Below are 25,285 nucleotides of genomic sequence, written 5' to 3'. Positions count from 1 at the left end.
CATTCGGCCGGACCGCGATCGCCATGACCGCCGATGACAGGCAACCAATTTGCCTCGTCCAACTTTCGGCAGTCCCGCCTGGCACTGAAGCATCCGGCCTCTTGTAACAGGAGCCGTTGACGATCCATGCACTCGCAGGCGCGCTAGTTCGCCGCCGCTCGCGCCCGCTGTTCCTCGCAGTGCTTGAAGCGGTATCGGCTGGAACTGGTGGCGACCTGCATCGCGCTCATACAGACCGGCAGCCCCGCCTCGGCTGCCCCCTCGGTCAGGAGGGTCTCGTCCTTGAAATTCTGATACGGGAACATGCTCTCGGCTGTCCAGTCCGGATGCATCGCCAGCACCTTGGCGGCGGCCTCGGCCGCTTTCTGCTTTTTTCCAATCTGGGATGCGCTCATGGCGAGATAGGCGGCCTGGTTGGGCGACTCCCCGATCTGCTTTGCAGCAGCATAGGTCTTGTCAAACTGTCGCGCAGCGAAATGGGCCTGTGCGACCGGAAAATTCCACCATGAGGGATAGCGCGGATTAAGCTTCTGCGTCCGTTCTATCAGTTCCATCGCACGTTCCGTCTGCCAGCCACCCCAAGACCAGGCCAATTGCATCAGGACATCGGCATTGTTGGGGCCAAGCTGCAGCGCCCGCTGCTGGTAGCGCTCGGCCTGTTCCTCATCGCCTCGATTGGCATAAGCCAACGCCATCATGAAGTTCGCGGTGGCGTCGTTCGGATCGAGCGCCAAGGCCCTTTCAGCGTATTTCCAGTGAGCATCGACCGCTGCCGGATAATCGATGGCCGAGCCGAGATCTATTTCGACGGCGTAAGAGACGGCCATGTCGCGCACCAGCGGCATGAAGTCTGGCGCAAGCTTCAGCCCCTTATCGAAATAGGCGCGCGCCTCGACCTGGCTCTGCGGCGTCATTCGGTGCTTCGCCTCGATGCCGAGCAACCAGTAGTCATAGGCGTTGAGGTCGGTCGAGTTCTTTCGCCGCGCCGTTGCACGCTCCGCCTCCGTCATCTGCCCTTGCCAGCCTGTCAGCGTTGCCGCGATCTTTTGCGTAATCTCGTCCTGCACCTCAAGCAGTTCGGCAGCGGGCCGATCGTAGTTTTGCGACCAGACATGTGCGCCAGTCTCGGCATTGATAAGCTGTGTCGTCACGCGCATGCGATGGCCGTCGACCTGTAAGCTGCCTTCCAGAACGTATTTGACGCTGAGCGCCTTGCCGATCTCGCGGACGTCTAGCGCCTTGTCGCGATAGACCTCTGCGGAGGTTCGCGCGATCACAGGAATGTCCCGGAAGCGAGCGAGGTCGGTGATGATGTCGTCGGTCAAACCGTTGGCGAAGCGCGCCCACTTCTCGTCACCGTTGAAGTTTTGGAACGGAAGCACGGCAATCGCCGGCGGCTCTGCGCCAGACTGCGCAAACGGCCACAAGGAGACGACCGCCAGCGCCGCCAAGCCCGACGCGCCGGCCGCAAGTCCAACCCAGCGCCTCCATGTAGGAGTGCGGGCCTTTTCCGCAGGTGCCACTTCGAGCACGTATCCGCGCTTGAGCACCGTCTTGACGAGCTCATGTTTCGCGTCGCCGAGCGCCTTGCGGATCTCGGTAACGCACTGCACCAGACTGTCGTCCGTGACCGCTATCGAGCCCCACACGGCCTGCGCTAGTTCATCCTTGGTAACAAGCTTGCCTGGTGTCGCAGCGAGCAGCGTGAGGACTTGCGCCGCCTGCGGCCGCAACGTCGCTGCTTGGCCGGACGCATCCGTCACCAACCCGCGCTGAAGGTCGACCGTGCGGTCGTTCAGGCGAAGCGGCGTCGACGCCGGGCTGTCCATGCGAACGATCCCTCGAGGCAAGGCCGTCAGGTCTCTTAGACAGTCTACCGCAGGCCCCGCCTCAGTTCCAGCATCCGATAGTATTTCTAGAGGACATCGGGAAGATTTCGTCTGATTTCGTCCGTCGATCGCGCCGTTCTCGTTACAAGAACATCACGCCGGGTTCACGCTCATTGCCGGGCCGCCCGTCATCTTGGCGGAGCCGGAGCAAAAATGGAGCAAGCCAGTGATTGAGCTCGTTATCGCCGCCTGCCTAGCGACAGGTGAATGCAAGGAAAGCCGTCTGGCCTATGATGCCCGCGACGTATCGCTAATGACTTGTATTGTCGCGAGCCAGGCCGAAATCGCCCGCTGGCAACAGCAGAATCCTGCCTGGCAGGTCAAGCGTTGGCATTGCAGCGTCGCAAGGCACCTAGGGGAGGCGATCTGAGAATCGCTCGGTACGGCAGCGAAGCGACCGCATCCGAGCGAGGGGCCAACAGACCCGAAGTCCGGTATCACCCGGGAGGGTGCTGCGTATATGCGACAGGTGGATGGCACGAAGGTCACTCAAGCGTCATGATTTCACAATGCCGCGAGTTCTCGATTCGACATCGAGGCGGGATAGGCGGCGCGTATCGAAAGCTTGTTTTCGAGCGAGATGATCACGCTCTCGACGAAATTTGTCTTGTACATTTCCGACATGCCCGAAAGCCCGCCCGGAGTGAACACGTTGATCTCCAGGAGCTTGTCTCCGACAATATCGAGCCCAACGAGAAACATCCCGTCCTGAACCAGTTTCGGTCGCACCATCTCGGCGACGGAAAGCATAGTGTTCGTTACCTCCACCTTCTCGGCAGTGCCCGCGACGTGGATGTTGGAGCGAACCTCGCCCTTTGCAGGCACGCGGCGAAAGGCGGCATATTTGCCGTCGCGCTCCAGCGGCTTTCCATTCATCATGAAGAGACGGATATCGCCGGCCTTGGCTTCGGGCAGGTAGCCCTGCGCGATCAGATAGCCTTCCCCGCTGACCGCTTCGAAGATCTGGTTGAGGTTGGCGTCCTTTGCCGAGTCGATCTTGAAGACGTTCCTGCCGCCGGAACCCTGCAGTGGCTTGACGATAGCGCCTTTGGGCTGCTGCTTGATGAAGGCGCGTATCTCTTCGATGCTCTTGGAAATCAGCGTGTCCGGTCGCACGGCTTTGGGAAAGCCCTGGAAGTAGAGCTTGTTTTGAGCCAGGGTCAGCCCAGCCGGATCGTTGACGACGAGCGCGCCGCGCTCGGCGGCAAGGCGCCCGAAGATCGCGCCGACATTCACTGCCCACGGGCGATCGGCGGCGTCCAGCGAGGGGTCGTTCCGCAGAAAGATGATGTCGATCTCGCGAACGTCGATCGTCTTGATCTCGGTCCTGTCGCTCTGCAAATCCTTGTACAGCGTCTCCGGCTTCTTGTAAGTCGAGCTCGGCAAAGTGATCGCGCGGACCATGAGGCTGTCGTCGGGACGCAGCACGAAATCGTCGGGCGTCAGATAGGAGATTTCGTGACCGCGGTTGAGCGCCGCCAGTGCGAGCAAGGTGGTCGTATAGTTGGGTGTTTCAGTTTCGATCGAATTGACAAAGAATGCAATGCGCATCAAGAGCCCCTTGAGGTTGCGATCATTTCGACCGGCGAGAGCCCCGATCGTGCCCTTTCGAGGCGCCGCTCGGCCTGCGGATCCAACAAGAAGGCGGGCGTTATCTCTGGCGCCCTGAGCAGGCCGCGCATGTTCAATTCCTGCATGACACCAAAATGCGACGCCGAGATTTTCCCCATCCAGAACGGATCGAGCGCGCCGCCCTTTCCGAGATGATCGAGCACCTCGAACAGGCCGCGCAGGTAGATCGCGTCCTTGGCGAGTCCACCACCACGAAATAGCCTGAGGGCCACATTGAAAGCGCCAATCTCGGTAAAGCCGTAGTCGCGAACCAGAACCAGGAAAGTCTCCTCGAACGATGCACCCTCCAGCATGGCCGCGCAAGCAACCACGCGGGCGGCGATGAGACGCACACGGCCTCTTGTCATACCGCCTGCCAGATACTCGGCGAAGACCGCGAGCCCTTCCTGCACGCCTTCATATCCGGCGAGGCCCGTTCGGAAGAGGCGCAGTCCTTGAGCCGAGCCATTGAAGTAGGTCAGCAGATGGACGCCGATCTCATGGCTGAGCAACGCCTCGACCCTGTGGCGCGCCATGTTTGTACTGCGCGAGATCAGCAGGCGGGAACCTGAAACCATCAGGCCAGCCGGCAGATCGTCGCGCAATTCGATCATCGGTTCGAATCCGGGATGCTGCCTGCGGTAGATTTCGATCATCGACTGCGCCCGGCGCGCCACGAAAAGGCAATCGGCGTTTTCGCCGTGCTCGCCATCCTCCACTTGGCTCTCCCCCGCATTCGCCGTTTTCCTTAGAATATCTTTCGCAGCATCAAGCAATGCAGGCTCGACACGCCCGTAGAGCGCGCGGCCTAACTCGACGAAACGTGTCGTCTCCCGGGCGGAAAGCATCGAAAGTTGCAGATCGAGTTCCTGCTGTTTTTCGCGATACAGGTTGAAAAGAACGGGGTCCTCAAAGCGATCGAAGTCGATCGAGAAGAGCTTGCTCTTCTCGACATCCACCTGAACGGCCAGCGGCCGATAGAGGAACCTTGGCGCATGCTGGAATGCGCTGGCCTCGAATTCCCGCCACGCCGCGTCGGCGTTGATCGGTGTCACAGCCAGAAGCAAGTCGAAAGTCGCCGCGATGTCGTCGATGCTCCGATCGGCGCGGCTGACAGCGTCGACGAAGGCCTGCCTTCCGAGCGCGCGGTGCGTCGGCAGGCTCATAATGCCGGCGGCTTTGACGAAGGCGGCAACGGCCTGCAGTCCGGCATCGAGGATATTGGCGATCAGTCTTGCGCGCAGATCGGGATAAATCTCGTCGGAGTCGGGCTGTCGATAGATCGGCGCGAAACGCACGGTGAGACAGGGAAGGCCAATGAGACGCGCAGCAAGGCGCGCGTGCGGGTCGTCCGCCGAACGACGTTTATCGAGACGCGGAGAGCGGAACTTGACCTCGACGCTCTCGACTGCCGAAACAAAGCTGTCGAGGGCGGCGCGGGCCGCTGCTTGATCGGTAGCGGAAAGCGTGATCTCGAAAGGCGGAAGAAACGGGGCGTCATCACTGAGCAGCCTGTCCCGTTCCAACTCGCCGACGTCCAGCAGCATGAAGGCGCCGAAGCGTTTCGCCATGGCGGTGCCTAGGGCTTCGATTACCGGCACGGCGGCATTCAGATCGGGGGTGATGAGGTACGACGCGTTGGACGATGCCACATCCCGCGCCGCGTCGTCCTCGTCGCTCACATGGACGCAAAGGAAGGGAAGCGCGCGATCGATGTGAAGGCGCCCGCCATCTTCAAGATCTCGCCGAACCGGTTTCCCAGCGTCGATATCGGCCAGAACATCCTCTACAAGCGCCTTGTCGAGCGCTTTCGCCGGCCGGTCGCTTGCTCGCGCTTTGCTCATTTCGTCGCTTGCAGTCCATCCTCCAGGATCGGCAGCGTTGAACGGATCATAGCACGCATCGCCACCAGCGCGGCCCGATCGGGCAATCCGGTCCATTCGTCCATGAAGATTTTCTTTAACTCGACGGCGATAGCACAGCCGGTCTCCGGGAAGGCTTCGTGAATGAACCGGGTTTGCTCGCCTCTGCCTTCGAAGGCGACATTCTCGCGCACGTCCATCCGGTACCCGCGGAACTCGAACGTGCGCAACGTGGCAATGAACGGTTCAACGAGATGTGCCCATCGTTCACGGTCCATGGAGAAGGTGCCGATGTTGATATCGGGCGCGGTCTCCGGATCGGATGGCGCCGCGTTTGGCCCGCCGCGACGGTGGTTGTAGCTGTGAACATCGAGCACGACGAAACGTCCATGGCGTTCTTCAAGCCCGCGTAAGACCTGTCTTAGCATTGAATAATAGTCGTCATGCACACGAAGCGAATCCTCGATCGTTTCGGGCGCCGGCTTGTCGCTCCAGATGTCCATGCCCCAGGCCTGTTCGGGCGAGAGGTAGACCGCCGCCTCGCGAGCGCGGTTGAGGTCGACCTCGAAACGCGACCGGTGGAAGACGATACGGTTGGGGACATCTCGAATAACGAACTCGGTGAACGGATCTTCCTCGCGCAACCGGTCGTCGTCGGAGATCGCCAGCAACGCCTCGACGGCGCTGCGGACCCCATGACCGTTGTGAATGGCCGTACCCAGGACAGGCGACAAGCCACGATGAACCGTCCACCAATCGGCAGCCCCGGTTTCCAGTTTCAAGGGGTTCTCGCCAGCCGTTTCGGAGCCTCTTGTTCGGCCGGGCAATCTGGTGTTCGGGGTGGGGCCGAGGACGCTGGCGTTCAAACTGCGGTTCCATCGTTGCGAATTGCGTTTGGCAAACGACCTGAGCTCGCCGGTGGTTCGTTCCTTTAAGTGCTCAGCCGTGTCCGCCGCTGCGGCCATATGTTACTCGTGACGGCATCCCCGACCCCGAGTAAACGTCCCGTGCTGCTTTCTTGTTCCGATGGAACTATCTGAAATGGCGATGTCTTTTCGTGCGGAAGGATTCAGATGCCGGCCGGTTCGGGGCGTGGCCGCGCCCGATCAGGTCGGGTATATAGGGCGACGACAGGCTCATGCGCAGCGAGAGAGGCAGTCAACTTGCGCGAGCTTCTTGAAGCGTCGCAATTCGTGAACTCCGGCGGAGGCGGCGAAAACACGGCCTATCTGCGCAAGGAGACAGGCAAGATCTACTGGCATTCCGATTGGGCGGACGATTCGAAGAATTGCCTGACGACGTCGAGGACAGCGAGCAATACATCCCTGTCCCCGCCAAGCAAACAGCAGTGGGTTGGAATCCCGTGACGCCGCGCTGTCGCGGATGCTTGCCGCGGAGCCGAATAGCTCTCCTCGACCCTCTTCCGACCAGCGGCGCCGGCGGCCATTGTCAACAATCTCGAGACGAGTGACTTGGCGACTGTCAGTATCCATACCGACATATCCTCTCTTCGCCCGCAAGGCGGCCCTCCTCGGAGGCGTACATGGGTGGACGACAACGTCGTCAACCAACAGCTGGGTGAACTCAGCGTTGCGGCGGCCAGGCAACTGGTCTCGCGTTGCCTAAAGGAACCAAAGAGCAGGCCATCTCCATGACGGACATGGAGGCAGAAGTTGGGGACTTGGCAGCTTCGGGCCGTGGGCAGGAATAACCGTTTTCGACCGCACCACCTGCATTCTCTGCATCGCTCGATGCTGGAACCCCCAGGCTTCGCCTTCGTTTATCGCGCGAAGGGATTTAAGCGGAGAGCTTATCATGGCCCACCAACTTGGAAGGGCGGCCGTAGCCGCTACTGTAATCGCAATGTTCGCAGGGGCAGCCGATGCGCAGGGCACGGTGGCCGCGACAACCGATCTCAATGTGAGGGCTGGACCTGGTCCCGGGCACGCGGTGATCGGAGTGATCGGCGCCGGCCAGACAACCACCCTCAACGGCTGCCTCGAGGGTTCGAAGTGGTGTTCGGTCACCACATCGAGTGGCGAGGGCTGGGTGTATTCGGAATACCTCACCGGAGAGTTTGGGGGTAAACAAGTTGTCCTGACCGAACGTCCCGCTGACTCAGGCGTGATGGTGCTCAAGGACAAGGGTGGCGGAGACGCAGGCGCCCTTGCTGGCGGTGTCACAGGAGCCGTCGCCGGAGCTTTGATTGCAGGTCCAGCCGGGGCCGCAGTCGGTGGAGCAGCGGGTGCTGTTGCTGGCGGCGCGGCAGGTACGGTCGTTGATCCGCCGGAGAAAGTGCGGACCTACATCACCACGAACAAGGTTGATCCGGTCTATCTTGAAGGCGAAGTCGTGGTCGGCGCCGGGTTGCCGGAGACAGTCGAACTGCGCGAGATACCGGATTACGAATATCGGTACGTTTACGTGAACGGCCAACCTGTGCTCGTCGACGCCAAGACAAGGCAGATCGTCTACGTCGTCCGATAACCGTTTCAGCAGCAAGCGGCAGGCGGGCCCGCGAACGCGCCCGTTTGCCTGCAATACCGACAACCCACCGCTCCCGGATTGATTGAACTTGAGATCGCTGAACGGCTGCTGGTCTCGGCAGACGAAATTGTAGCGATGCTGCGAAAAGCGGAGCAAGGGCCTCGGGCACTCCGGCGCGCAGTCTTAAAGCCAACCGCCAACTAGAGTGCAGCCCATGCACGTATTGTTCACATTGATCGTTATGACCTTCGTTTCGCGGACCATCCCGACCCACAGAACTGGCAGCTGTTCGGGGTAAGATAGGGAGGGTTCGTTTTCGATGTGCCGCCTGACTTTACGCTTGAAGGGACAGCGAAGAACGGGATGGGAACTTCGTTTCGAAAGCACGACGATGCGACTCTGACCGTTTGGGGGAGAAAAGCTGCCGGCAGACGAATTCGAGGCAACAATCACAGCTCAGCTTAACAAGGACGAGGCGGCAGGATGGAACGTTTCCTACCGTCGCATTACACCTGCCTGGGCAAGTTATTCCGGAAGTAAGGGCGGATCATCGGCGCGGCGACGAAGAGGGGATCAGAACCGGCCGTGTGCCTTGGTAGCGGCCACGCGGCGCGACGGCGATCGCATCGTTGCGGTCGTGGTGCCGGTAACCCATAGCCCGCCGGCCGACCCGCTGACGGCGATCGAGATTCCAACGCGCCTCGGCCTTGACGCCCAACGCTCCTCGATCATCTGCAACGAGGCCAACGTTTTTGCCTGGCCTCGCCCGGACCCTGCGGGCGGCCACTGGCCGGGCGGCACCAAGCGTCTGGTACGGACCGTTGCCACCGAAGCTCGCCGCCGCAGCCCGCGACAAAGCTCCTCGAGATCGCGCGAGCCGGGTGCCTGCGCCGGGTGCCACGCACCGAGTGAGGCGGCGCTCGGGCAGGCCGATCGCCGTTGCAGTCATCCGGTACCCCTTTCGCATATCGTCCATTCCAACGATCCAGGATGACGATTCTGGCTGATTTTGGTGTTGGCCGCTCACGATTGACGGCATCACTGACGCGTCGCGCACGCTGAGCCGCTCTAGTCCCCTCATAGCGAACCGGCAGCTGATCCAGCCAGGACAGGTCTCGTCACTCGGCCATCGATGCGCCACACCGGGCGCAGTTTGAGAGACCGTTTGACAATCATTGCGGACACCCGGCCTCTGATGTAATTTAGAACTCGATTACATGAGGAATATGCCCGCTGTCGCGACGGCTTTTTTCTCTTTTCTGTCTCGGCAGATTGCATGCTCTCTAACGGACCTTGCACCGCAAGCTGTGTTCTTGTGGTTGCCAGGTAACAGCGGTTAAGGGATTTGCCATGCTCCGACGTTGCGGATTCGTAGCAGCCGTCCTGCTCGCAAGCTTCACGAGCTTCGAAGCTTTTGCCGTCGAACGAAGGGTCGCCTTTGTAATCGGCAACTCCGATTACCAGGAAATCTCGGCCCTCAAGAACCCGGCCAAGGACGTGGTGGACGTGTCCAACACGTTCCGAGCGGCTGGTTTCGACGTTTTCGTCGCGAGGGATCTAACAAAGCTCCAGTTTGAAGACCAGTTCCGCAACTATCTTGCCGCCGTGGACGGCGCGGATGTGGCTGTCGTCTACTATTCCGGTCACGGCTTTCAGATCGGCGGCGAAAATTTCCTGATCCCGGTCGATGCCTCGTTGAAAGATGCGGCGGACGTCGAGGTCCAGGCAATCAAGCTGAACGATGTGCTGCAGCAGATGCGTTCGAAATCGAAGATCCAGGTGATCATCCTCGACGCCTGCCGCAATAATCCATTCCCTCGCAAGGACTATTGGCTCAGAGACCAGCTTTTGGCTGCCACCGGCACCGGCCTTGCGCAAGTAAAAAGCTCGCTGAACACGCTGATCGCCTTTGCCACCGAACCCGGCGCGGTTGCCTATGACGGCGCCGGCGACCTCAGTCCTTTTTCGTTGGCGTTTTCTCGTCGCGCGCTCGCCCCGAACCAGGAGATCCGCACGGTCATGTCGGCCGTGCGCAGGGACGTAGTTGAGGCAACCAAGGGGCTGCAGGTCCCCTGGGAGAACTCTTCGCTGATCGACGAAGTCGTTCTGATGCGGCGCAGCAGCCGGCCATCGCTGCCGCCGGTGCTGGAGAAGGTCGTGCTGTCGGGGACAGGCCCCGTCGATCTGGATCTCCCGGAACCCGTCGACGTCGACGGCGGGACAATCACCGTCAGCATCGAAAGACCGCCCACGCTCGGACGCCTGATGCTGGACGGCAAGGTCATCGAGGCGGGAGAACAGATCCAAGGCAAGGATCTGCCGCGTTTGCAGATGGATGTCCCCAAGGGGATAGGCGAGCCGGAAGAGATGGATATGCTGGCTTACGCCGCACGCGACGACTGGGGCGGCGAAGCCAGGGGCATGCTGGTGTTCCGGGTCAAAAGCGCTGAAGGACCCCAGGGCGAACAGATCATGGCCTCGCTCGAAGCCGAGCAGAAGCAGCAGGTGCTGCAGCGCGGCATTCATGTCACTGGTGCCGCCGAGGCCATCGAGAGCCGCGAGATCGACGTTCCGGTTGGCGTAGGCCCGGTTGCGCTGAACCTGGATCTCCCCACCGATGATTCGGCGATCAGCTTGAAAGTTTCGGACTATCCCGGAACGGGAATTCTTTCTCTGCCGGATCGAACGCTGTCGCCCGAATCGAGCTTGATAGTCGGTGAAGTCGAGGTGCTGCGCTATGAACCCCAGATCGGAGCCAGCGCACCGGTCGAGGTCGCCTTCGAAATTCGGGCGGACAGCGGAGTATCCAAACCTGCCACGATGAAACTGTCGCCAATCGTCAATCCGTGCGACTCGGCTGCCGGCGAACCTCTCGATCTTCAAGGCGTCGTCCCCGGCCTGCTGCCAAATGAAATCGGCGCCGACGCGGTGAGGCTCTGCGAGGCTGCGGTGAAGGCGTATCCCGATGTCGCCCGCTTCCGCTACGAACTGGGGCGCGCGCTGCTTGCAGCCGGAAAGGTGGACCAGGCCAGGAAAGCCATACAACAGGCTGCCGACAGGGGACACGTGCGCGCCGTGTTCGAACTCGGCTACCTCCACGCGACGGGAACGGGCGTGGCGGTCGACCGGAAAAAAGCCAACACCTTCTACGCGGCTGCGGCCGACAAGGGCGATCCTTACGGGATGACCTCGTGGGGCCGAGCCTTGTTCCATGGAACCGGCGTCGAGCGCGATACGGCCAAGGGGCTGGACCTGCTGCTCCAGGCGGCAGCGATGGGGCACACATATGCCATGAACGATCTCGGCGCGATCTTCACGGAAGGCCGCAACGGCGTGACCGCCGATCAGGCCCGCGCCGTTGCCTTCCTGGAGGCCGGCGTCCAGCGGCAGGACATGTATTCGATGAACCTGCTTGGCCGCAACTATCTGAGCGGTGCGGGCGTCGAGAAAAATCCGAAGACGGCATTGGCGCTGTTTGAGAAGGCCACCGAGCTTGGCCAACCCTACGCTCCAAGCAATCTGGCGCGCATGTATCGCGACGGCGTGGGCGTGGAGCGCAACCCGGCGGAGGCGCAAAGGCTGTTCGAGATGGCAGCCATGCGCGGCGATGAGTACGGCGCATTCGATCGCGCGGTTCTCGAAATGGAAAAGGGCGAAAAGGCCGACCAAGCCATCGCCGTCCGTTTTCTTGCATTTGCAGCCGCGCTGGATTTTCGCAACCAACTGCCCGAAGCTCGGACGAACCTCGCAAATTTCGGCGCGAAGGTGAAAACGACAGCGATGAAGCAGCTGCGACGGGAACTCAAGTCGAAGGTTCCTGCGTCCGGTTCGCTCGACGATCAACTGGTCAACGCGGCCAGACGGGTCTGGGAAGAAGCTAATCCACGTCGGGACGTGTTTTGATCAAGCGGGAGGTGATGGTGAGCAGGAACTGGAAGCAGGCAATCATCGGAATAACTCTGTCCGTCGCCCTGCCGGGGCTCGTAGGCTGTACGTCCTCCTGGCCACCCGAATTGCGACCGACGCCGCTGCTGGCGACGCCCGCGCCGAAGCCGGCGCCGAAGGTCGTTCGCAGAGCCCCTCCGCCGCAAAAGATCGTTAAGCCCGCTGCCAAACCAGCGGCCGCCAAGAAAGTGATTCAGCCGGTTGAGGAAGAGCCTGCTACCGCACCTCCTGTGATCAAACCTCCTTTGGGCGGGAACGGCGGAGGCGGAGGCGGCTGGGGATGAAGTTGACCAAATAAAAAGCGGCGGGTTGTAAGCGACCATATCTTGGCCGCCGGTGAGCCAATTTCCGTTTCGCCTTTACCAAAACTCGGTCAACGGCACAGACGACGCTCTAATCTGCGTCCGCTGATTGATGCAGCGCCTCGATCTCTGCCATCTGGATCCCCATCTCGACAAACGCGCAAAGCACCGAAAAGCGGTCCGCCAGTGCAACACGTGCCAGTCCGGCCAGAACTCCCGCACTCACAGCGTGGGCGGCAGGTAGTGGCTGCAGGGCCGGTAATGCTGACGCCTCCATGGCCGAACCGGTGCCGCGCGATCCCGCAGCCAGGGCAATCCAGGCAGCCGGCGTTGCCGGCGGCATTGCAGCGGCCTTGCTCACTGCCGCGCTATGATGAGGACTGTCCGGTTCGCCGACCCAGTCACGAACAAGCGCGAGCAACTCCTGATCCCTGCTGTCGAGCAGGTCGGTCAGATGGCGCAGGCACTCATGCGCCCACCACACCGCTGCCCGCTCGGGAAGCAGATAGGCACAGAATGTGACCGCCTCCTCGGGCACCCGTCCTGCAAGGAGGGCGCGGCAAAATTCGATTGAGGGCTGTTCGGTCGGAAGTGCCACCATGTGCCTGGAGACAGCAGGGCAGGCCATGAAAAGATCCCGCGCCGTTTTGAATCGAAGCTCATTGGCCATGGCCGCCACGCTTTCACCCAGGGAACAATCGACACTGAAGCCCTGGACGAGGCGCTGGTCAAGTCTCAGGCCATGGCAAGATGAAACTGCCGTATACTCTTCATATGCTCGACGTTTATTGACAGACAATCGCTTCGGGATTTGGTATAATCCGCAGCCGCCGAAATCGGATGCTCAAAACAGGAGTGCCGCTATGAAGTTGGGCAGTTTAGCCTTCGTGTTGACGGTCGCGTTTTTTCCAACTCACGCTTTCGCCGACCCAACTCAGAAGTCAGAAGACATCGTGAAGTTTTTTGCCGGGGTAAGCGAATTCGGCGCTTCGCGCGGAATTTGCGTCGGCACCGAAGACGAATGCAACAGCAAGCAGAAAGACGCGCCGGCCGACAAGACCAGCCTCGATATGCTGATCAGTTTCGGCCTGGATTCCGCGGAACTCGACGCGACTGCGCGCGCAGAACTCGACGAGTTCGCCAAAGCGCTGAAGGACAGCCGACTGAGCGCTCTCAACTTCGTCGTTGAAGGTTACACCGATGCTTCCGGCCCGGCTCAGTACAACGATGGACTGTCGGAACGAAGAGCCCGATCGGTAACAACCTTCCTGACCTCTAACGGCATCGACCCTGCCCGCATCAAAGCGACGGGCCTGGGCGAAACGAAACCGCGCACCCCCGACCCATACGATCCGGAAAACCGCCGGGTGGAGATGCGGATAAGGACTGAGTAGGGCCTCGGCGTCCAGGCACGTCTCGCGTCGACAGGCTTCAAACGCTTGTCAGTTGTCGTTGTTGAGCACGCCCCCCACGGCCACGCCGGTGCCGAAGATCAGCGCCTTGGTCAGGAAGTCGTTGTTGTTCGGCGGCGGGTCGTCTCGCCGAACCACCTCGCGGGTGCGCTTTTGTTGAACGACCTGCTGCCTGCGGGGCTGCTGTGCCACCACCGGCTTTTTTGTGCGGGCCTTCTGCACCTGTTTTTTCGATTGTGCTGCCGCACGAGCCTGATCGGCAGCATATCTGGCGCGCACCGATTCCATCATGGGATCGGTCTGGATCACCAGGAACGTCAGTTGCTCGCGCGTCAAAAAGCTGGTCTGCGGCAGGCCGTTCTTCGCTTGCCAGATGCCGATCGCCTGGCGGGTCTTTGGACCTATGTTTCCATCGATGCGACCAAGCTCGTTGCCCAAGGCTTCGATGCGCAACTGCAGATCGATACGGCCCTGGCGATCGAGACCGATCGCACTTTCCGTCAACTCTGTGCCGGGGGTCTGCTTGACCTCGTCCGAAACGCCAATCGAGGTGCGAACGGCTGAGCCGGAACTTGCGTTCGCCTCGTCCTCATCGACTGCCGCGACCTGCCGACTGTCGGCGTTCGGTTCGTTCAACTGGTCGATGTTCAGCCGCGCCACCGTGGCGAAGCGGCCGGTTGGGAACTGTTCGAGATAGGCATCGTAGAATGGAATGGAATTGCGCTTGGAAGCCTCATCCCACAGGCGCTGCTCCACCTCCCAGGAAGGAGGTTCGTTGGTTACCGGGGCAGGGGCCGATGTCGCCGCGCCGGATGCGCCAACAACGACAGGTCTTGTGGCAGGCGCCGCTTCCGCTACGGCCTGTCCCAGGAAGACCTCGCGTCCCAGTGATGCGTTGTGCCAGGGTCTCTGACGACCTTGTGTCGTTTCGGTCACCTGGCCCCGCACACGCGTCAGCGCGCTCTGGATTTCAACGCCGGGTTCAGTCAGGTGCCTGGCGAGCGCCGCGGAGTAGGGACTGTTGACGCCATTGCCGTCGAAAGCGATGGCGCCGGGATCGGTTGCATACGCAATCAAGATTCCGCCGGTTCCAACACCGTCCGATTTTGCCTCGATCGGTGCCAGACCGGTGCCAAACGAGGCCGAACGGCTTTTCGGCATCGAGGCGGCCAACGTCCTGGCCAGCGGATTGTCGCGGCAGGCATCGAGGATAATGACACCGATCGCCGGCTCGGCCGGTAACGCTGCCATGAAGTCGTCGATCTGAACGGTGCGGGTCTTGAGATAAACGGGCGATGTCAGCTCGGCGTCCACCGGAATCAGGAAATTCCTGCCGTCGACCTGCATGCCGTGGCCGGCGTAGAAAATGACGGCGAGGTCGGCATCGTAGGATTGCTCTGTAAACCGACTGATGAGGCTATGCATGCCTGCATTGTCTTGATCGATCCCCTCGATCACCTGGAAGCCGGCATTGCGCAGTGTGGATGCGATGAGGCGCGCATCGTTGGCAGGATTGGGCAAGGCAACGGCATGGGCATATTTGCTGTTGCCGATGACCAGCGCCACGCGTTTGGCGTCAGGCGCGGCAGCCTCGGCGCCAAGCGAGGCGATGAAAAACAGGATAAACCCGCTCAGAAAGACGGCAAACGCTTTCATGGACCAGCCCTCCGCCCCGATGGGCGCACTATTGATGCCTGCGCATGCTAAGTTTCATCAGCGACATGGTCGCTTCCGCCAAAATGGCTCTTGGGTGTATGTGATCTCGACCACTATTATGGTTCACAAGGCGCCCAAAAAAAGTTGCCTATAGTAACACTTTGGCAGCAGGAACACCAATGGTCTCACGGCAGAACTCGCACGCCGCGAGAAGCAGGTTCAAAGCGTAGTCTGCATCGTGCCTATGAGGGCCGTGATTGCCTGCTTGTACTTTTCGAACTCCGGCGATGTCTGGCGGACTTGTGTCGTCGTTGTCTGCTGGCTTACCTCAGTCGTTGTAGAACTCAGCTTCCGACCCATTTTCCTTTCGGCCCACCCCACGACATAACTGGCGGTCTTGCCGGTGAGGAACGGATTGGCTTGAATGACGGCCGACCCGAGCACGGCGCTCAATTGCGCCGAACCCGGCGACGACAGTACCTGATGGGCGCCTTCCATTCCCAGGAAGTGACAGAGATAGAGTCGGCCGGCTGTGATCTGGTGGCCGCGCGCCCGAAGATAGGCTTCGCCTTCGCGCGCCAGATTGCTGACCATCTCGCGCGATATGGTGGCGTCGTATCGCAAAGCCAGCAGGTCGGCGGTTGACAGTGTCCGCGCAAGTTCGGGGCGGTAGGTGTTCATCATCCTGATCCACGTCTTCGTTATGAACTGACCAGCGCCCGTCGCCGAAGAATTTGGGTTCTTGGCGCGCGCGCTGCCGCCACTTTCGACTTGAACGATACGGTCGGTCAGCGTTGCGACAGCGGAAGCATCCGTTGCGATCGCCGTAACCGTGCCCAGGGGATTGATCGCCTGCCCATTCCGATAGAGCTCGAAATGCAGGTGCGGCCCAGTCGAAAGGCCGGTGGTGCCGATATAGCCGATGATATCGCCTGCCTTCACCTTCGCGCCGACACCGCCCTTGATCGCGAATTTCTGCATATGCGCATAGCGCGTCTCCTGTGCGTTTTCGTGCGAAAGCTTCACCAGATTGCCGTATCCGCCTCCATCGCCCTGAAAGACGATTTCGCCGTCGAAGGCGGCCGCTATCGGCGTGCCCAAAGGTGCTGCCCAATCGACGCCCTTGTGGATGCGAACAGTTCCCAGGATTGGGTGCTTGCGCGGGCCGAAGGTGGACGTCATGACCCCGTTGACCGGAGTGACCATGCCGTTGGTGACCGTCAGCGATCGAACCTGATCGTCGCCGCCAACGCATGCGAACTGGCCGTCGGTCTGCTGGAAGACGAAACAGTCGAGGCTTTTTTCGGCACCCTGGACGCCCACATAGAGCACTCGTCCGGCCGTCTCCTGCTTGCCGCGCGGCGTTTGCGAATAGATCAGCACCAGACGCTGGTCTTCGCTGGCGAACGCATCCAGGTCCTGTCCTCGCGACAGATACATGATCGCTTCCCCGATCACGCCGGTCGGAACCTTGTTGCGTGCCGCTGTCGAGTAGATTGCGTCGAGGAGCCGGTATTGCCTTTTGTGGGTGCCCTGCGCCTGCGCGCCTGAGTAGTTGAACAGATCTTCACGCACCCAGGGGTCGACACCAGACACAAACGCACCGGCGGCATTGCGCGTCAGCGTACCGACAAATACGTTCTTGGCGTAGATCGAAACCTGCATGAGGGACATGGTTGTCGTCGCCCGCGCCGGCCTGAAACCGCGCATGGCAACGACATAACCCGGCTCGAGGCTTTCCCGGCTGAAAAGCGCCTTGAGGGCTTCACCTGCCAGCTTGGCATCCTCGGCGGAGAAATGCGCATCCAGGGCGACGCTGTCCAGGCTGCGATCGTTGAGAATCTTTACGAACGTGTCTTCGGTAGCCTCGAATCTTTGATGCTCGCTCGTGACAACTGCAACGCTCGTGTTGTTTTCGATCTGGGTCTTGCGGAAGGCGGGAAGGGCTGCCTCGCCCGCATCGATCGTCTCGCCCCAACCTGCTTCGGAATCCTCGGCGTCCGCCTGCAGGTCCGAAGCAGCCGGAGCCTCGTTTGCAACGGCTGGTGGCTCAAGATCGTTTTGCAGATCGCTGGATGGCACCGCCGCGGTCTGTCGCTGTGCCTGGAAGAATGCGAAATCTTCTTGCGTGGACGGTATCGTTGTCATGAACTTTTCGCTGGCGCTAAGCATCACGTCGGAAAGAACCTCGATCTGGGGCGAAACGCCGGCCTGATCGAGTTCTGCCGGGCGCGCGATCGCTTGGCTTTTTATTGCGGCGCCGGCGTCGGGCGAAAGGGTGATCCACATCGGGTCCCCTGCGAGGTCGATGATGGCTGGCACATAGACCGATGCATCGGCCGGCACGTCGTCGGTTCCCTCGACCGCCTGCAACTCCTCGTCTTCGTCGCCAAACGACCAATGGTCCGCGGTGAGATAGAAGCCGGCGGCGATCGACGACAGGACGATCACGGCAAGACCGGCAAGCAGCCCGCGCCAGAGCCTGCGTCTGCGCAGGGCGGCCCGCGCCTGCTTTTTCAGCCTGAAGCTTGTGTCGATACTGTGCGTCACGGGTTGCTACCGGTCAGGAAAAAGGTCCACCGCACCTGTTCAAGCGTATCGACTTCGAGAAACCGTGCCGCGATATGGCCGCGCTGCCAGCATTCATCGATGCCGCGTATCGAGAAGCGCCGCCGGTCGATGCACATTTCGGTCGAACCGCTCAGCGTCGCATGACCAAAAACGTCCGTCGCATAGATGTAGATGTAGCGGTTCGTGAGTTCCTCGCGGATGACGTTCACGCACTGATTTGCGCCGATGGTCCACCAGCCATCGGTCTGGTCCGCATTGTCGACCTTTTGGCCGACGGCAAGATTGACGACGTCGAGCGTCTGATTGCAGACGGTGAACTCAGCGCGCGCTTCGTGGGACGACAGGAGAGCCAGCAATGTCGCGCCCAACATAGCCGCAAGTTTGATACCGCCTCTCAGGACAGGCGGCGTGCGAAGCCCGTCACGCCGATTTTTGGGCGGGACAGTGGTCACGAAGCAAAAACGCGAGCGGCGGCGGTTCATCGGCGTCCATGCTACCCGCCGAGCCGGAAGTACTTTGCAGTCGCGGAGAACTCAGATCCGTTGGTTTCGATCTCTTCGAGAATCTTGGGCAACAGTTGCGAGGCTGGTGCTGGCACAGGAAACGCCGCAGCCTGAATTTCCCGTGGCCCCGTGATGACCAGTATGATCTGCGGCAAGACCTTGCCGGCCGCCTTGTCGGCTGCGCCGAGATCGATCGGAATGTTGAAAGTGGCCTTGTCCGATTGCACCGAGATACGATCGTCGAGGTTGAATGCCATGCCCCTGTGGTCGATCAACAGCAAGCTGGAGATCAGGCCGCCATGCGTCACCAGCGTGCCGCCGATCGGCGAACCGCTCGGCACCGTCGTTTGATCGAGAACAAGCTGCGGCTTGTCGGCCGCTGTCCGGTCCAGAAAGCGAAGGAACTTGGTGACTTCGCATTGGGCTGGTTCAATGAGGCGGAGGCTGATGTCTGGCTCGACTTGGAATCTTGCCTGGAAATCGTACATCATTCGTTCGAACGGCGGGACCTCCGTTCCAAATCCCTCGATCGCGGCAGCCTTGCCGGATGCCGGTGTCAACGCCGCATAGAAACAGTCGCCGCCGTTGAAGTCGCGCACCCAGGAGACCCGTTGTGCAGCGCCGTCGACAGCAATTTCCGGCGGTAATTCCGGTCTCGGCACGTTCAAGGCGACGGTGGCTTCGTCCGGCTGTTTGCCTGCCGCCGGTTCGTCCTGTTGCCCCTTTGCGTTCGCGTCATCCGTCTGGCCTGCAGCGGGTTCGGGCATCTGCACGGCCGCCTTGGGTGCTGCCGGCTGGCTCGCCAATTGCTCGGGTTCCTGGCTCTCGATGACGTCGGGCTGGACCGCTGGCGTCGGCGAGGCTTTTGCGGCCGACTGCTGAGGCGTGGGCTCCACCTTCTGCGCCTGCGCCGCGGCCGCCCTGCGTTCGGCGTCGAGCCTTGCCTTTTCTTCCGAAGCGGTCCGCATCGCCGCTTCCTTCTGGCGTTCCTCGTCTTCGGTCTTCGCCGCCTCGGCCCGCGCCTCGGCTTCAGCCCGCGCCCGCGCCTCCGCTTCCGCTTCGGCCTCAGCTCTTGCCTCGGCTTCAGCCTTCGCCTTGGCATCCGCCTGATTTTCAGCTGGCGGCTGCGTCTCGGTTACCGACTGCTCCAAAATCTTCTCGGTTGGTGAGGCGACTTCGGGAGGCTCTGTCGGCTCCGACAATTGATCGGCCGCGGCACCTGCCTGATCTTCAACTGGCGGTGCAGTGGCCTCTCGTTGTGGCTGCTGCGGTGGAACCGCCTTTGCTGGCTCATCACCCGGCGAATTTACAACACTGTCCGTCGGGGCCGGCTTTGATGGCGAGAGCTTTGTCTCTCCGGCGGGCGGCGTGGAAGGCGTCATCACGCCGCTCAGATAAATCCCTGCACCGGCCGTGACAGCTAATGTCGCCAAGGCAGCGATCGCGATGGATCGGGTCTTGGCGGACTTTCCAGGGACGTTTGGCAAAACCGCCCGAGGAGGACCGGCAACTGCCGAAGGCCTCGGTTCGGACAGGTGCGCCGGGCGGACATGCGGGACGAAGACCCGATCACCGGGAGCCGCCGGAGGCTGGCTTCCGGGGCCAGGCGCCAGCGTCCCCCCCGCCCGCGGTAAACCCGTCCGCTCGCGGGGGATGGTCGACGGTGGCGGCGCTGTCCCCTCGCTGTCCGTGTCGTCACGTGTCATCCTGGCGATGTCCGCCATGCTGATCGGCCGGTCTTGTGGATCCGGCTGCAGCATGGCTTCGACAATTCCGCGAAAATCGGCGTCGATGTCGGACAGGTCCGGAACGGTTCGGCGTTTTTCCACAATCTCGAACTGGGAGCCACTCATGTCGATCGGCTTCCCGCGCAAAGCAGCGGCCAGCACCAACCCCAGGCTGTACATGTCGGATTGCTCGCTGACATCGCCACCGTACAGCCCGAGTTGTTCGGGAGAAACGTAGTTGTACTTGCCCGCGAACTTGCCGCCGATCAGGGTCTCTCCGCCGATGGTCGCCGACCGCGCGATGCCGAAATCGATGATCTTTGCGCGTTCGACCCGGCCTCCTGGCAGGATGATGTTGTCGGGGGAGAGATCGCGGTGAATTGCGCCAGCCTGATGCACGGCGCTCAAGCCGGAAGCGAGGCGGTGGCAGAGCTTACGCACGTCTTCCGTCGGCATCGGGCCGCGTCGCATGACATCAAACAGCGATTGGCCGTCGACGAATTCCATGGCGAGATAGGGACGGCCGATCCCGGGATCTATTGTGAAGACGTGATATCGCACGACCGCGTCGTGCGACAGGTGATTGAGGATCGACGCCTCCTTGCGGAACAAGGACAGGATCGTCTGATCGCGGGCGAACTCGGGTAGGACGATCTTGATCGCGACGTGGTCGCCGGTCTGGATATTGTGGCCACGGTAGACCTCACCCATGCCGCCGAAGGCGATCCGCTCGTCGAGTTCGTAGATGCCGCTGAGCTGCGTGCCCACGGCCGTGTTGGCGAAGTTCGGCGATATTCGCGTCTTGTCGTCGGCGCTCATCGGCCTCAACCCTCCGCTCTCGACAGATCCGGACGGAGCGATTGCCCGTTGCGCCCGTCCCCGATCTTGACGAGCACAATCGTGACATTGTCTGTGCCACCGCGCGCCAGCACCGTTTGCAGCAGGTCTTCGCCTGCCGCCTGCGGTGTCGCCGACACCACCGCTGCCTCGATCTCGGCGTCGGTGACGTGCGCTGTCAGCCCATCGGTGCTTAACACGAAAACGTCTCCCGGCAGGATTTCGCCTTGCTGGAAGTCGATGACGATGTCGTCGCTGACACCGACCGCATGCGTAATGACATTGCGGCGCGGCCAGGTGAGCGCTTCGGCTGCGCTGATCATGCCTCGGTCGAGGAGTTCCTGAACTTCGGTGTGGTCCTTCGAAACCTGCGAGATCGATCCGTTGCGGATCAGATAGACGCGGCTGTCACCCGCCCACAGGCAGGCAAACCGCCCGTCCATCGCCAGAAGGGCGGCGACAGTGGAGCCGATGGTTACGCCGCGGGATTCCGCTATCCTGCGGATTTCGGCATTGGCCCGGCTGAGCCGGTCCTCGAAGCGCGCGCGAAGATCCGGCGCAGAGCTTGCAATGCCGATCGTTGCCAGATGATCGATGATGCTGGCCGAGGCGACTTCTCCAGCATCATGGCCACCCATCCCGTCGGCCACCGCCCACAGGCCAGTTTCCGGCTCGACCAGATAGCTGTCTTCATTGAGCTCACGGACACAGCCTCTGTGGCTGACGCCGAAGCTCTCAAAGGAAAGGGCGACATTGTTCAATTTGCCACCAAGCGCTTCTCAAGCGTCCTCTGCGGCACTGTCACCGCTCGCTCGCGCCAGTTTGCCACAGGCTCGAACATTAGAGTATCGAAATCAACGTGCGTGCGCCTGCTGCCGATGGACGGCCTCGCCGTGCTGGAAAGCAAAAAGGTCATCTCAAAACGCCTTTGGACAGCTGAACCCCGAAAGCGCAGGAAGAAAGAGGGGGTTGGGATCCGAACTGGCCTGGATCGTGTAGGCGACATCGCGGCCGCCGATCACGAAGCGGGCTTCAGTGGTGCCGCCGGTGCCGTTGATGGCGGCCTTGTCCAGCAGCCGTTTCAGCGCCCACGGGCCGTCGAACTTGAGCGCGGACTCACGGCCCGGCATTTCCGGCATGAGGCTCAGGCTCGCGGACGCGGAAGCCATGCCGCTCGGCCAGGTCAGCGTACTCGGCGCGTTGCCCGCCTGGTTGCTTTGGACAATCTGACCATCGACGTCGAGTACCGCCGCATCGGCATCGCCATGCAGTGAAAACGGTGTGAAGGTGACGTTGACCGACGGCACCGAACCACCCGAGGGAAAGAAGGCGTTGCGGATTTCCGCAGCCATCTGGAAGCTTTTCAGGGTCGATTTCGACAGGTCGCGCCCGAAGCGGACATCCTGTTTCCAGCTCCAGTCCTGGCCGGTCATGTCGATCATCGATGCGAGGTTTTGTGCAAAGAACCGGTCCATCAGTCCGCCTGGAGCGAACAGTTTCGCGAAATCCGCCATCGCAACATCCTCGGCGCCATTGCTGGCGAAGGGATAACGGCCGTCAACCACCTCCTGGCAGGCGCGCGTGACCGTCTGGTCGAGCATCTGGTTCAAATTCGCTAGCGAGGTTGCTGCGACGTTGCCCTCAAACTCGTCGGCGGTCGCGGTGACCATTCGGGCGAGTTGCTTGGGCAAACGTGAGACATTGGCGCGAAGGGTGGATATCTGCAGCTGCAGATTCATGTTGACGCGTTCCGTTTGCGACGGGACGTCGGCCGCCAGTTGCAGGCTCTGGTAGATGTCGCGGAAATTCTGGGTCAATGCATCCATCGGGCGGCGTCCGGCAGGACCGTTCACCAGAGCCTGGAACGGCCTGAACTGCGCTTCGATGTTCGCCCCAGGAGTCGCGTTTTGCGCGCCGGCGGACCCTATGCCGGCCCGGTTTTGCGATTTGCCAGTGGCGATTTGAATGCCGATACGCGCCAACCCCCTGGCGACATCTTCAGCCTTCTGTGGCTGGCTTTGAAGCGTGCCGGAATCGGCCTCGGAGCCATAGCCTTTGTCGGAACCAGCTTCTCGCGTCAGGGCTGTTTCGTCGGCGATCGCCGTAAAAAGCTGGTCGATTGGCGAGGTCGGGGAGGCAGCGGCGGACAGAGCGATATAGTGCGGCTTGTCCTTCAGCATCGCCTTGAATTTCAACTTGTCGAGAACGCCGTTCCACGCCGAGGAGAATTCCCTTGCATAGCGCTCGACAAGTTCGGGACCAAGCTTGAGCAACTCCTGATCGATGCCACCTTGCTCACCGCCGCCGCCGAGAACCCAATGGTCATCGACAAGCATCTGCGCAATGCGCGAGAGTTGTCCGAGATAGAAGTTGTTGAAGCCGTTATAGGTGTAGATACCGGGAACGCGTAAGCCCGACAGCTCGCCGCCATCGACCCGCTCGAACAACAGCTGCGCTTCCGGGCCGGCTTTCACGGATACGGAAAAATCATCCAGCGCTGCCGCATAGACCGCCGACTTGACCAGTGCGGAGGCACGATCGGCAAGGCTCATGCGTCCAAGCGAGCGTTGAGCGGATTCGACGAGTGGCTGGTTGAGTTCGAAAACCGGATCATAGGCGTCGTCCAACGCAAGCATGGCCCGCAGGTGCTTTTCGAGTTGCGCCCGTCCCGCGCGGTTGTTTTCGCCCGGATACCGGTTCTGCTCCCAATCCTGCCTCATCCAGGAAACGATCAACTCGTCATCGACCTTCGGTGCCTTGCCGCCAAGCATCAGGTAGATTTTCAGCGGTTCGTAGAGCGCGGCCGGATCAGCCATCTTGGCCTGGATCGTCCGTTCGGCCTGTAGCAGCAGGCGCGAGCGGAATGTTCGTTCCAGCGCTTGCCGGTAAGCCGTTTTGGATGCCGAGAGAAGTCTTTCCCGCTGACTGAGGCCGAACGTCTCCTCGATCGGTGTCGGCAAGTCACTGGTCTCGAACCCGGCCGGCAGGTTGCGCAGCTGGTCGAGCGGGCCAATGACGTTTTCGAGATCGACATCGGCGACCGTCGTGCTTTTGAGCAGCGGGTCCGCCGCCTCGCGATAGTGGCCTACAGCTTGCGTTGTAGAAGCGATCAGCGACCTGTTGGCTGTAAAGCTCAGGGCCAAGGTGCCCAGAGCTGCGGCAGTGATCAAAGCTATTGCGCCAAGGCCGCCATATCTTGCGATCGCTGCACGCCTTTCAGCCGATCTGTCGTATGACACCCACCCCGATTCCGCGAAAATGACGCCGGTCAGAAGATCATGCAAGAAGAAGCTTTTGCCCGTACCGGAGAAATGGGCGTGGGAAGCGCTGCCGAAACTGCGACCGATCGCGCCCAGCACCTGGTCGATCGGCGTGCCCTCCTGCGTGCCTGACGAAAAATAGAGCCCACGCAGGCTGACCTTCACTTGGCTGCGGGCCGGATCGAATATGCCGGCGATGAAGCTGGCGATACGCCCCTTCAGCGCGCCAAACTGGGCTGGAAAGCCAAAGATGGATATGCGCGCGAGCGGATCGGCCTCTTCCTGCAGGCGGTCGGCCATCTCCTCCGACAGGCGCTTTACCAGCGCGTCGAATTCGGCCGGCGCCTCACCGGCCATGTTCTTGCTGCGATCGGCGGTCTGGAATGTCGCGCCCCATACTTTGCGGCGGCGCTGCTCATCGAAATCGCCAAAATAATCCATGAAGCCGCAGACAAGGTCGGCCTTGGTGAAGAGCAGATACACCGGGAACTGGATTTTCAGCGTTTCGTGAATTTCGCGCAGGCGGCTGCGTATTTCAACGACATGGGCGTCAAGCTGCTGATCATCGAGGCTCATCAGATCGGCAAGGCTGATGGCCAGAATGACGCCGTTTATCGCTTGCCTGGTGCGGTATTTCTTGAGCAGCGACAAGAAGGCAAGCCAGCTCTTGCTGTCGCTCTTTGCATGGGAATCCTGTGTCGTGTAACGCCCGGCTGTGTCGATCAGCACGGCTTCGTCGGTGAACCACCAGTCGCAGGAGCGTGTGCCGCCAACGCCGGCCACCGGCTGCGCGCTGCCCGAACCGGCAAGCGGAAATTTCAGGCCCGAATTGACCAGCGCCGTCGTCTTGCCGGCACCAGGCGGGCCGATGACGATGTACCAGGGAATCTCATAAAGGAAGTTGCGCCTGCCGCTCGATCGCTTGAGTGCCGCGATGGCTTCACTCATACGCGCCTCGAGCACCTGCGCATCGCCACCGTTCCCGTCACTGTGGGCGACGGCCGTTTCAAGCGCCTTTTGCGCTTTTCGTATTTGCCAGAAACGCACGCCGTAAAACAGCACCACGATCGCCACGATCACCCCGATGATCGTCGCGCGCAGCCAGACGGGGCCGAGCGGGCGGCTGTCGGCAAAACGGATCAATGGGCCGGCAAACCAGACGGCTGCCGCGAAACCGGCCAAGGCGATGGCGCTTAAAATCCGCAGCAGCCAGCGCGTCATGG

Annotated in this window: 16 protein-coding genes; 5 read left to right on the top strand and 11 right to left on the bottom strand. The window is 61.2% G+C overall.

Annotated elements, in window-relative coordinates:
- Positions 1-143: 143 nt before the first annotated feature.
- Entirely contained in the window at positions 144-1,829 is a 1,686-nt protein-coding gene (locus AC0NID_RS28790; RefSeq protein WP_473455840.1) for a winged helix-turn-helix domain-containing tetratricopeptide repeat protein, read from the bottom strand.
- A 226-nt stretch (positions 1,830-2,055) separates the two neighbouring features.
- Between AC0NID_RS28790 and AC0NID_RS28785 the strand changes: the two genes are divergently transcribed.
- Entirely contained in the window at positions 2,056-2,259 is a 204-nt protein-coding gene (locus tag AC0NID_RS28785) for a hypothetical protein (protein WP_473455839.1), read from the top strand.
- A 134-nt stretch (positions 2,260-2,393) separates the two neighbouring features.
- On the opposite strand, the gene AC0NID_RS28780 is transcribed toward AC0NID_RS28785, so the two are convergent.
- The 3 genes from AC0NID_RS28780 to AC0NID_RS28770 are packed head-to-tail and all read right to left on the bottom strand — an operon-like array spanning position 2,394 to position 6,327.
- Positions 2,394-3,440 (bottom strand): glutathione synthetase, encoded by a 1,047-nt coding sequence (locus AC0NID_RS28780; protein WP_473455838.1) that lies wholly within the window; start codon positions 3,438-3,440, stop codon positions 2,394-2,396.
- On the bottom strand, positions 3,440-5,344 hold the full coding sequence (locus AC0NID_RS28775; RefSeq protein ID WP_473455837.1) for a flavohemoglobin expression-modulating QEGLA motif protein: 1,905 nt from the start codon (positions 5,342-5,344) through the stop codon (positions 3,440-3,442). Before AC0NID_RS28775 ends, AC0NID_RS28780 begins: the two co-directional genes overlap by 1 nt.
- The gene (locus tag AC0NID_RS28770) at positions 5,341-6,327 is read right to left on the bottom strand and encodes an N-formylglutamate amidohydrolase (RefSeq protein WP_473455836.1); all 987 of its coding nucleotides are present in this window, start codon (positions 6,325-6,327) and stop codon (positions 5,341-5,343) included. The genes AC0NID_RS28775 and AC0NID_RS28770 overlap by 4 nt, the downstream gene beginning before the upstream one ends.
- Before the next feature lie 850 nt (positions 6,328-7,177).
- Between AC0NID_RS28770 and AC0NID_RS28765 the strand changes: the two genes are divergently transcribed.
- The 3 genes from AC0NID_RS28765 (at position 7,178) to AC0NID_RS28755 (ending at position 11,752) form a co-directional block, all read left to right on the top strand.
- On the top strand, positions 7,178-7,849 hold the full coding sequence (locus AC0NID_RS28765; RefSeq protein WP_473455835.1) for a DUF1236 domain-containing protein: 672 nt from the start codon (positions 7,178-7,180) through the stop codon (positions 7,847-7,849).
- Positions 7,850-8,441: 592 nt separating this feature from the next.
- Positions 8,442-8,843: a hypothetical protein gene (locus tag AC0NID_RS28760; protein WP_473562965.1), complete on the top strand. Its 402-nt coding sequence runs from the start codon at positions 8,442-8,444 to the stop codon at positions 8,841-8,843.
- Positions 8,844-9,199: 356 nt separating this feature from the next.
- Positions 9,200-11,752: a caspase family protein gene (locus AC0NID_RS28755; RefSeq protein WP_473455834.1), complete on the top strand. Its 2,553-nt coding sequence runs from the start codon at positions 9,200-9,202 to the stop codon at positions 11,750-11,752.
- Positions 11,753-12,187: 435 nt separating this feature from the next.
- On the opposite strand, the gene AC0NID_RS28750 is transcribed toward AC0NID_RS28755, so the two are convergent.
- Positions 12,188-12,766 carry a DUF6931 family protein gene (locus tag AC0NID_RS28750; RefSeq protein ID WP_473455833.1) on the bottom strand — a complete coding sequence of 193 codons (579 nt, stop codon included), beginning with the start codon at positions 12,764-12,766 and terminating at the stop codon, positions 12,188-12,190.
- 193 nt (positions 12,767-12,959) lie between these two features.
- Between AC0NID_RS28750 and AC0NID_RS28745 the strand changes: the two genes are divergently transcribed.
- Positions 12,960-13,490 (top strand): OmpA family protein, encoded by a 531-nt coding sequence (locus AC0NID_RS28745; RefSeq protein WP_473455831.1) that lies wholly within the window; start codon positions 12,960-12,962, stop codon positions 13,488-13,490.
- Between the two features lie 48 nt (positions 13,491-13,538).
- On the opposite strand, the gene AC0NID_RS28740 is transcribed toward AC0NID_RS28745, so the two are convergent.
- The 6 genes from AC0NID_RS28740 to tssM all read right to left on the bottom strand — a co-directional run bounded on the left by AC0NID_RS28740 (position 13,539) and on the right by tssM (position 25,283).
- Entirely contained in the window at positions 13,539-15,164 is a 1,626-nt protein-coding gene (locus AC0NID_RS28740; protein WP_473455830.1) for a caspase family protein, read from the bottom strand.
- Positions 15,165-15,383: 219 nt separating this feature from the next.
- A complete protein-coding gene (locus AC0NID_RS28735) occupies positions 15,384-17,714 on the bottom strand; it encodes a M23 family metallopeptidase (protein ID WP_473455829.1) in 2,331 nt (776 codons plus the stop codon).
- A complete protein-coding gene (locus AC0NID_RS28730; RefSeq protein ID WP_240547320.1) occupies positions 17,711-18,091 on the bottom strand; it encodes a DUF1036 domain-containing protein in 381 nt (126 codons plus the stop codon). The genes AC0NID_RS28735 and AC0NID_RS28730 overlap by 4 nt, the downstream gene beginning before the upstream one ends.
- 137 nt (positions 18,092-18,228) lie before the next feature.
- Positions 18,229-20,784 carry a serine/threonine-protein kinase gene (locus AC0NID_RS28725; protein WP_473455828.1) on the bottom strand — a complete coding sequence of 852 codons (2,556 nt, stop codon included), beginning with the start codon at positions 20,782-20,784 and terminating at the stop codon, positions 18,229-18,231.
- A 5-nt stretch (positions 20,785-20,789) separates the two neighbouring features.
- Positions 20,790-21,563: a PP2C family protein-serine/threonine phosphatase gene (locus AC0NID_RS28720; RefSeq protein WP_473455827.1), complete on the bottom strand. Its 774-nt coding sequence runs from the start codon at positions 21,561-21,563 to the stop codon at positions 20,790-20,792.
- A 156-nt stretch (positions 21,564-21,719) separates the two neighbouring features.
- A complete protein-coding gene (tssM, locus tag AC0NID_RS28715) occupies positions 21,720-25,283 on the bottom strand; it encodes a type VI secretion system membrane subunit TssM (RefSeq protein WP_473455826.1) in 3,564 nt (1,187 codons plus the stop codon).
- Positions 25,284-25,285 lie beyond the last annotated feature (2 nt).

This window comes from Mesorhizobium sp. WSM4821 (assembly GCF_055901555.1).
This window is presented reverse-complemented; position numbering and strand designations above follow the sequence as displayed.